This is a genomic window from uncultured Aquincola sp. (assembly GCF_964001545.1).
Taxonomy (GTDB): domain Bacteria; phylum Pseudomonadota; class Gammaproteobacteria; order Burkholderiales; family Burkholderiaceae_C; genus Aquincola.
Window position 1 is genome coordinate 1 of record NZ_CAXFDV010000777.1, and the last position, 8,970, is coordinate 8,970.

At 68.3% G+C, this 8,970-nt stretch carries 8 protein-coding genes; 4 read left to right on the forward strand and 4 right to left on the reverse strand.

The window, feature by feature from the left end; translation table 11 throughout:
• Positions 1 to 141: 141 nt before the first annotated feature.
• From ABNT58_RS27030 to uraH, 3 genes are all read right to left on the reverse strand, one after another.
• A complete protein-coding gene (locus tag ABNT58_RS27030) occupies positions 142 to 1,578 on the reverse strand; it encodes a nucleobase:cation symporter-2 family protein (protein WP_348756470.1) in 1,437 nt (478 codons plus the stop codon).
• A gap of 85 nt (positions 1,579 to 1,663) precedes the next feature.
• A complete protein-coding gene (locus tag ABNT58_RS27035; protein ID WP_348756471.1) occupies positions 1,664 to 2,881 on the reverse strand; it encodes a urate hydroxylase PuuD in 1,218 nt (405 codons plus the stop codon).
• Positions 2,882 to 3,006: 125 nt separating this feature from the next.
• Positions 3,007 to 3,360: a hydroxyisourate hydrolase gene (gene uraH, locus ABNT58_RS27040; RefSeq protein WP_348756472.1), complete on the reverse strand. Its 354-nt coding sequence runs from the start codon at positions 3,358 to 3,360 to the stop codon at positions 3,007 to 3,009.
• A gap of 177 nt (positions 3,361 to 3,537) precedes the next feature.
• Between uraH and ABNT58_RS27045 the strand changes: the two genes are divergently transcribed.
• From ABNT58_RS27045 to ABNT58_RS27060, 4 genes are read left to right on the forward strand one after another with little or no spacing between them, the layout of a single operon-like run.
• Positions 3,538 to 4,260: a GntR family transcriptional regulator gene (locus ABNT58_RS27045; RefSeq protein ID WP_348756477.1), complete on the forward strand. Its 723-nt coding sequence runs from the start codon at positions 3,538 to 3,540 to the stop codon at positions 4,258 to 4,260.
• A gap of 11 nt (positions 4,261 to 4,271) precedes the next feature.
• Complete coding sequence (gene puuE / locus ABNT58_RS27050) at positions 4,272 to 5,273, forward strand: allantoinase PuuE (protein WP_348756473.1); 1,002 nt, start codon at positions 4,272 to 4,274, stop codon at positions 5,271 to 5,273.
• Positions 5,274 to 5,298: 25 nt separating this feature from the next.
• Positions 5,299 to 7,083 (forward strand): allantoate amidohydrolase, encoded by a 1,785-nt coding sequence (locus ABNT58_RS27055; protein ID WP_348756474.1) that lies wholly within the window; start codon positions 5,299 to 5,301, stop codon positions 7,081 to 7,083.
• Positions 7,080 to 8,309 (forward strand): ArgE/DapE family deacylase, encoded by a 1,230-nt coding sequence (locus ABNT58_RS27060; RefSeq protein WP_348756475.1) that lies wholly within the window; start codon positions 7,080 to 7,082, stop codon positions 8,307 to 8,309. The genes ABNT58_RS27055 and ABNT58_RS27060 overlap by 4 nt, the downstream gene beginning before the upstream one ends.
• Here the strand turns inward: ABNT58_RS27060 and ABNT58_RS27065 are convergent.
• Positions 8,306 to 8,970, reverse strand: a 665-nt coding sequence (locus ABNT58_RS27065) for a tripartite tricarboxylate transporter substrate binding protein (RefSeq protein WP_348756476.1), incomplete at its 5' end; no start/stop codon positions are given. The genes ABNT58_RS27060 and ABNT58_RS27065 overlap by 4 nt on opposite strands.

Sequence of the window (8,970 nt, forward strand, 5' to 3'; positions counted from 1 at the left end):
AGTTCCGCCGCGCGACCTCGACGCGAGCACCGCAGCGGAGTCGGCGAAGCCGACCGCCCCAGCATGAGCCCCGCCGCCCCCCGCCCACCGCACGGCGGCCGAACAAGAGCAGCACAAGCAGCCCAAGCAGACAGCCAAACCTCAATGCCCCCCATCCGCCGCCAACGCCGCATCCCGCGTCTCTTCCAGGCTGGCCCGCTGCGCCCCATTGAAGAAGAGGTTCAGCAGCACCGCGCTGATCGTGGCCAGCAGGATGCCCGATTCGAGCAGCGGATGCAGCCCATGCGGCATGTGCTGCGTCCAGGCCGGGGCCACCAGCGGCACCATGCCCAGGCTGACCGACACGGCCACGATGTAGAGGTTGTTGCGGTTGGTTTTGTAATCCACCGCCGCCAGGATGCGCACCCCCGTCGCGGCCACCATGCCGAACATCACCAGCCCGGCACCCCCCAGCACGAACTGCGGCAGCGATTCGACCAGCGCCGCCATCTTGGGGATCAGCCCCAGCACCATCAGGATGATGCCGCCGGCCACGCACACATAACGACTGCGCACGCCCGTCACGCCCACCAGACCCACGTTCTGCGAAAAGCTGGTGTACGGAAAGGTGTTGAACACCCCGCCGATGATGGTGCCCAGGCCGTCCACCCGCAGGCCGGCGGTCAGGCTCTGCGGCGTCACGCAGCGGCCCGTCAGGTCGCCCAGCGCCAGGAACATGCCGGTTGATTCGATGAAGGTCACGATCATCACCAGCACCATCGTGGCAATGAGCACCGGATCGAACGTGGGCATGCCGAAGCTGAAGGGCAGCACCACGTCGAACCAGTGCGCGCCGGCCACCTTGTCGAAGTGCATCTTGCCCATGGCCGTGGCCACGATGCCGCCCGCCACGATGCCCAGCAGCACCGAGATGTTCTGCACGAAGCCCCGCGTGTACTTGGCGATCAGCAGGATCACCGCCAGCACGAACACCGCGATGGCCATGTTGTCCAGCGCTGCGTAGTTCGGGTTGGCGATCATCGGCGCCGGCCCAGTGCCGCCACCGGCCGCGAACGCCGGGTCGGGGATCTTGGCCAGGAAGGCCGGCCCGCCCATTGCCCAGCCGATGCCCACGCGCATCAGGCTGATGCCGATCACCGCGATGATGGTGCCGGTGACCACCGGCGGAAAGAACCGCAGCATGCGGCTGGCCAGCGGCGCGATGAACACGCCGATGAAGCCCGCCGCAATGATCGCCCCGAAGATCGCCCTGGCGCCCTCCACGCCCGGCGTGGACTCGGCCATCGCCACCATCGGGCCCACGGCCGCGAAGGTCACGCCCATCATCACCGGCAGGCGGATGCCGAACCACTGCGTCAGGCCCCAGCTCTGGATCAGCGTGGCGATGCCGCAGCAGAACAGGTCGGCCGAGATCAGCAGCGCCACCTGATCAGGCGACAGCTTGAGCGCGCGGCCCACGATCAGCGGCACCGCGATGGCACCGGCATACATCACCAGCACATGCTGCAGGCCCAGGGCGGCCAGGCGCGGCAGGCGCGGCTTTTCATCCACCGGGTGGACCGTGGTGGTTTGGCTCATGGCGAACTCCTCGACAGAGGGAGGTGGGATGCCGACCGGCGGCGCCGGTCGGGGGTTCAGGTGCGCGGTGGCGCGGGCCTTGGGATCAGTCCCGTTTGGCGCCGCTCTCGAACCATTTGCCCAGGAGCTCTCGCTCCTCGGCCGTGATGCCCGTGGCGTTGTTCAGCGGCATCTGCTTGCTGACCACGGCCTGCTGGTAGATCTGCGCCGCATGCTCGGCGATCAGATCGGCCGTGTGCAGCTGCACGCCCTTGCTGGCCAGCGCCGCGTTGTGGCACATGGTGCAGCGCTGGGTCACGATCTGCTCGACACGGGCAAAGCCCTGCAGCTGCGGCTGGCCCGGCTGGGCCGCGCCCGGGGGCGGCAGCGGGCTGCGTTCGGGCGCCACGAAGAACACCAGGCCGATGAGCAGGCCAATGGCCACGATCACCAGTTCCCAGCGCTCCTTGTGGCGGTGGCGCAGCACGAAGAACTGCCGCACCATCGCGCCCACCAGCATCAGGCCGATCAGCACCGCCCAGTTGTGCGGGTGCAGGTACAGCATGCCGTAGTGGTTGCTGAGCATCGCGATCAGCACCGGCAGCGTGAAGTAGGTGTTGTGCACGCTGCGCTGCTTGCCGCGCTGGCCGTGGATGGGGTCGGGCTTCCGGCCGGCCTTCAGGTCGGCCACCACCTTGCGCTGACCGGGGATGATCCAGAAGAAGACGTTGGCACTCATGATGGTGCCCAGCATCGCGCCCATCAGCAGGAAGGCGGCGCGGCCGGCGAACAGGTGGCAGGCCAGCCAGGTGGCCGCGCACACGTACAGGAAGATGAGCACGCCCACCCGCAGGTCGCCGCCAATGGAGCCGTCCTTGTTGCGGCCGAACACGCGGCAGATCAGGTCGTAGACGATCCAGCCCGCCACCAGAAAGCCCAGCGCCGCAGCGATGGCGCCGCCCTGCGACCACTGGAAGACGCGGGGGTCGACCAGGAAGGTCTGCGCCTGCCACAGGTACATCACGCTGAAGAGCGCAAAGCCCGACAGCCAGGTGGAATACGACTCCCAGTAGGACCAGTGCAGGCTGCCCTTGGGCATCTTCTTGGGGCCCACGAAGTACTTCTGCGAGTTGTAGAAGCCACCGCCGTGCACGGCCCACAGCTCGCCGTTGACGCCACGCGCTAGCAGGTCTTCGTCTTCCGGGGGTGTGAGGCTGTTGTCCAGCATCACGAAGTAGAACGATGCGCCGATCCAGGCGATCGCGGTGATGACGTGCAGCCAGCGCAGCAGCAGGTTCAGCCAGTCGAACAGATACGCTTCCATCGTCGGAGTCTCCTCGCCTCCGAGGGCTCGCCACCGCGGGCGCTGCGAGCCATGTCAGTGCTGTCGCGGCCTCGGCAACTGCCGGCCCACTGCGACGATGGAATGAAAGAAGGATTCGTGCCTGGTCAGCTGCCCCGGTAGGTGCTGTAGCTCCAGGGGCTGACCAGCAGCGGCACATGGTAATGGGCCGTGGCGTCGGCAATGCCGAAGTCCAGCGGCACCTGGTCGAGGAAAGGCGGGTCGGGCAGCTCGGTGCCCATGGCCTGGAAGTACGGCGCCACCTCGAACACCAGCCGGTAGCGGCCGGGCTTGAAGCTGTCACCAGCCAGCAGCGGTTCATCGGCGCGGCCGTCGTGGTTGAGCACCACCCGCTTGAGCTGCTGGGGCAGCCCGTCGTCCAGCTGGTACAGCGTGACCGCCATACCGGCCGCCGGACCGCCGCGGGCGGTATCGAGTACGTGCGTGGTCAGCTTGGCCATGAACTGCTTCTTTCCTCGTTCGATCAATTGGTGCTTGAAGTGTGTGCTCAACTGTATACACTTTGGCGTGCAGTTCAAGTCCTGGATTCCCCTGACCGCACCATGCCCCGCCGCCCAGCTTCCACCACTGCCTTGAGCACCCCGCCACGCACCAGGCGTGCGCAGGCGGCCCAGGCCGTGCAGGAAACGCGCCCGCCCGAGCCCGCGGCCGATGGCAGCGAAACCAGCAGCACCCAGCGCATCGTCGACGCCATCACCACCGCCATCGTCGAGCGGCGGCTGCAGCCCGGCACCAAGCTGGTGGAGCAGCAGATCGCCGACGTGTTCAGCGTCTCGCGCACGCTGGTGCGGCAGGCACTCAACCAGCTCAGCCGCGACCGGCTGGTCAAGCTGGAGCCGGCACGCGGCGCCTTCGTGGCCACGCCCAGCGTGGAAGAAGCGCGCCAGGTGTTCGAGGCGCGCAAGCTGATCGAAGGCGCGCTGATCAAGCAGCTGTGCGCCCGCATCACGCCGGCGCAGATCGCCGAGCTGCGCGGCCACCTGCAGGCCGAGCTCGATGCCATCCAGCGCACCGACGTGCCCGGCCGCACCTGGCTGCTGAGCGACTTCCATCTGGTGCTGGCCCGCATGCTGGGCAACGAGGTACTGGCCCAGCTGCTGGCCGACCTGCTGTCGCGCAGTTCGCTCATCTCGCTGATGTACCAGTCGTCGCATTCGGCTGAGCACTCGCGCGACGAGCACGTGGCCATCGTCGATGCGCTGGAACGCGGCGATGCCCGCGCGGCCGTGCGGCTGACCGAAGCCCACCTTTCGAACGTGGAGCGCAACCTGCGGTTGCATCCGCGCACCTCCGACCTGCAGGCCGCCTTGCGGCCGCATGCAGCGCCCGCCCACCCCTGACCCGAAGTGCCATGAGTCAAGCTGAACCTCAAGACCCCCGCGCCGGCGAGCACACCTACGCCGGCTATGCCCGCGACATGAAGGGCTACGGCCGCGACGTGCCCCATGCCCGCTGGCCGGGCGGCGCGCGCATCGCGGTGTCCTTCGTGCTCAATTACGAAGAAGGCGGCGAGAACAATCCGCTGCACGGCGACCCGACCACCGAAACCTTCCTGTCGGAGATGGTCACCGCCTCGGCCTTCGAGAACCGGCACATGACCATGGAGTCGATGTACGAGTACGGCTCGCGCGTGGGCGTGTGGCGCGTGCTGCGCGAGTTCGAGAGCCGCGGCCTGCCGCTGACCATCTTCGGCGTGGGCATGGCCATGCAGCGCTACCCCGAGCTGGTGCAGCACTTCGTGCAGGCCGGCTACGAGATCGCCAATCACGGCCTGCGCTGGATCCACTACCAGCACCTGCCTGAAGCGACGGAAGCACGCCACATCACGCTGGGCACGCAGGTGGTGCGCGAGATGACCGGTGGCCAGTGGCCGGTGGGCTGGTACACCGGCCGCGACAGCCCCAACACCCGCCGCCTGGTGGTGGACCATGGCGGCTACGAATACGACAGCGACTACTACGGCGACGACCTGCCCTTCTGGCTGAAGGTGCAGAAGACCGAAGGCGGCGAATCGCCGATGCTGGTGGTGCCCTACTCGCTGGACACCAACGACATGCGCTGCGTGCAGGCCAACGGCTTCAACACCGGCGAGGCCTTCTTCACCTACCTGCGCGACACCTTCGATGCGTTGTATGCCGAAGGCGACCCCAACGGGCTGGACCGGCCCAAGATGATGAGCATCGGCATGCACTGCCGGCTGCTGGGCAAGCCCGGCCGCATCGCGGCGCTGCAGCGCTTCCTGGACCATGTGACCAGCCGCGAGCAGGTGTGGATCACCCGCCGCGTGGACATCGCCCGCCACTGGAAGCAGGTGCACCCCTACAACCCCGCCACCGCCCACACCTGGCGCTGAGCACAGCCTTGAAGGACCCTGAAGCATGCTCAGCCTCTTCCAACTGAACGAAGCCTCGCAGGCCGAGTTCGTCGCGCTGCTGGACGGCGTGTACGAACACTCGCCCTGGATCGCCGAACAGGCCCATGGCCGCAAGCCAGCCGGCGGTTTCACCAGCCTGGCCCAGCTGAAGCTGGTGCTGGCGCAGGTGGTGACCGATGCCGCCCACGACCAGCAGCTGGCCCTGGTGCGCGCCCACCCCGAGCTGGCCGGCAAGGCCATGGTCAGCAAGACGCTGACCGCCGAATCCACGAATGAACAAGGCAAGGCGGGCCTGACCGACTGCACGCCGCTGGAATTCGAGAAGATCCAGCAGCTGAACGCCGCCTACAACGAACGCTTCGGCTTTCCGTTCGTGATGGCGGTGCGCGGCCCGCGCGGCCTGGGCCTGCACCGCAGCGAGATCATCGCCACCTTCGAGCGCCGGCTGGGCCACCCCGCCGACTACGAGCTGGCCGAGGCGCTGCGCAACATCCACCGCATTGCCGAGATCCGGCTGAACGACAAGTTCGGCGTCGAGCCCACGCTGGGCAATCGGGTGTGGGACTGGGCCGAGGCCCTGGCCGTGCACAGCGATACCGGTTATGCCGAGCAGGGCCAGCTCACCGTCACCTACCTGACCGACGCCCACCTGGCCTGCGCGCGGCAGCTGCAGTCGTGGATGCTCGAATGCGGCTTCGACGACGTGCGCATCGACGCCGTGGGCAACGTGGTGGGCGTGTACCACGGCACCGACCCTTCAGCGCGCTGCCTGCTCACCGGCAGCCACTACGACACCGTGCGCAACGGCGGCAAGTACGACGGCCGCCTGGGCATTTTGGTGCCCATGGCCTGCGTGCGTGAGCTGCACCGCGCCGGCCGCCGCCTGCCCTACGGGCTGGAAGTCATCGGCTTTGCCGAAGAAGAAGGCCAGCGCTACAAGGCCACCTTCCTGGGCTCGGGCGCGGTCATCGGCCAGTTCGACGGCCGCTGGCTCGACCAGCAGGACGCCGACGGCGTGACCATGCGCCAGGCGATGGCCGACGCCGGCCTGGACCCGGCCGACATCCCGCTGCTGCGGCGCGACCCGGCGGGCTACCTCGGCTTCGTGGAAGTGCACATCGAGCAAGGGCCGGTGCTCAACGAGCTGGGCCTGCCGCTGGGCGTGGTGACCTCCATCAACGGCAGCGTGCGCTACCTGTGCGAGATCACCGGCATGGCCAGCCACGCCGGCACCACGCCGATGAACCGCCGCCGCGATGCCGCCGCCGCCACCGCCGAAGTGATCCTGTACCTGGAACAGCGCGCGGCCAGCGTGCCCGACCTGGTGGGCACCGTGGGCATGCTGCAGGTGCCGGCCGGCTCCATCAACGTGGTGCCGGGGCGTTGCCAGTTCAGCCTGGACATCCGCGCCACCACCAACGAGGTGCGCGACGAATGCGCCGCCGACGTGCTGGCCGAGATCAACGCCATCTGCGAACGGCGCGGCGTGGCCTTCAAGGCCGAAGAAACCATGCGCGCCGCCGCCGCCCCCAGCGACCCGGCCTGGCAGCAGCGCTGGGAACGTGCGGTGCAGGCGCTGTCGCTGCCCATCTTCCGCATGCCCAGCGGCGCCGGCCACGACGCGATGAAGCTGCACGAGGTGATGCCGCAGGCCATGCTGTTCCTGCGCGGGCTCAATGCGGGCATCAGCCACAACCCGCTGGAAAGCATCACCAACGACGACACCGAACTGTGCGTGCAGGCCTTTGCGCAGCTGCTCGACCAACTTGCCACGGAACTCCAAGCATGAGCACCACCCACTACCAACAACTCGACGCCTGGATCGACGCCCACTTCGATGAAGAAGTGAAGACGCTGCAGGCTCTGGTGCAGGTGCCCACCGACACCCCGCCCGGCAACAACGCGCCGCATGCCGAGCGCACCGCGCAGCTGCTGGAGGCCTTCGGCTTTGCGCCCGAGAAGCACCCGGTGCCGGCGCACGCGGTCAAGGACTACGGCCTGGAATCGATCACCAACCTGATCGTGCGACGGAAGTACGGCGAAGGCCGCACCATCGCGCTGAACGCCCACGGCGACGTGGTGCCCCCGGGTGAAGGCTGGACTCACCCGCCCTACGGCGGCGAGGTGCACGACGGCAAGCTCTACGCCCGCGCAGCGGCGGTGAGCAAGAGCGACTTCGCGAGCTACATCTTCGCGGTGCGGGCGCTCGAATCGCTGGGCGCGCCGCTCAAGGGCGGCGTGGAGCTGCACTTCACCTATGACGAAGAATTCGGCGGTGAACTGGGCCCCGGCTGGCTGCTGCAGCAGGGCTTGACCAAGCCTGATCTGCTGATCGCCGCCGGCTTCAGCTACCAGGTGGTGACGGCCCACAATGGCTGCCTGCAGATGGAGGTGACGGTGCACGGCAAGATGGCGCATGCGGCCATCCCCGACACCGGCGTCGATGCGCTGCAGGGTGCGGTGACCATCCTGAATGCGCTGTACGCGCAGAACAAGTTGTATAAGCAAGTCACGTCCAAGGTGGAGGGCATCACCCACCCCTACCTGAACGTGGGCCGCATCGAAGGCGGCACCAACACCAACGTGGTGCCGGGCAAGGTGGTGCTCAAGCTCGACCGCCGCATGATCCCGGAAGAAAACCCGGCCGAGGTGGAAGCCGAGGTGCGCCGCGTGATCGCCGAGGCGGCGGCTGGCCTGCCCGGCATCACGGTGGACATCAAGCGGCTGCTGCTGGCCAACGCGATGAAGCCGCTGGCCGGCAACCAGCCGCTGGTGGCCGCCATCCAGAAGCACGGCCAGGAGATCTTCGGCGAGCCGATTCCCACCAGCGGCACGCCGCTGTACACCGACGTGCGGCTGTACGTGGAGCGCGGCATTCCCGCCGTGATCTACGGCGCCGGCCCGCGCACGGTGCTGGAAAGCAATGCCAAGCGTGCCGACGAGCACCTGGTGCTGGAAGACCTGCGCAAGGCCACCAAGGTGGTGGCGCGCACCTTGTTCGACCTGCTGAGCTAAGCGCCTGCCACCGGCGCAAAGCCGGTGCGGCGCACGGTGTCGGCCCAGAAGGCCGACTCCTGCGCCTGCAGCCGGGCCAGGCCCGGCCCATCCAGGCTGCCCACACGCAGGCCCGCCAGCTGCAGCCGTGCGCGCAGCTCGGGCCGCGCCAGCACCTGGGCGACGGCTTCGTGCTGGGCGGCCAGCACCTCGCCCGGCGTGCCGGCGCGTGCATACAGGCCCAGCCACCCGCTCACGGCCAGGTCGATGCCCGCTTCGCGCACCGTGGGCAGCGCGGGCATCAAGGGCCAGCGCCGGGCGCCGAAGGTGGCCATCAGCTTCAGGCGGCCGGCCTGCGCCGCTTCCTGCACATCGGGCAGCGGCATCACCGCCAGCGGCACATGACGCCCTACCAGCGCGGCCAATACTTCGGCCGGCGACTTGTAGGGCACGTGGGTGAGCTGCACGCCGCCCAGGGCCGCATAACGCGCCATCAGGAAGTGCGGCGCGGTGCCGATGCCCGGCGTGGCGCACGCCATGGCGTGCGGCTGGTGGCGCAACCACGTCGTGAGCTGCCGCAGGTCGTCGGCCGGCACCTCGTTTGACACGCACAGCACGAACTCCAGCACCGCCACCTGGGCCAGCGGCACCAGGTCGGTGGCCGGGTCATAGCCCAGCGGGC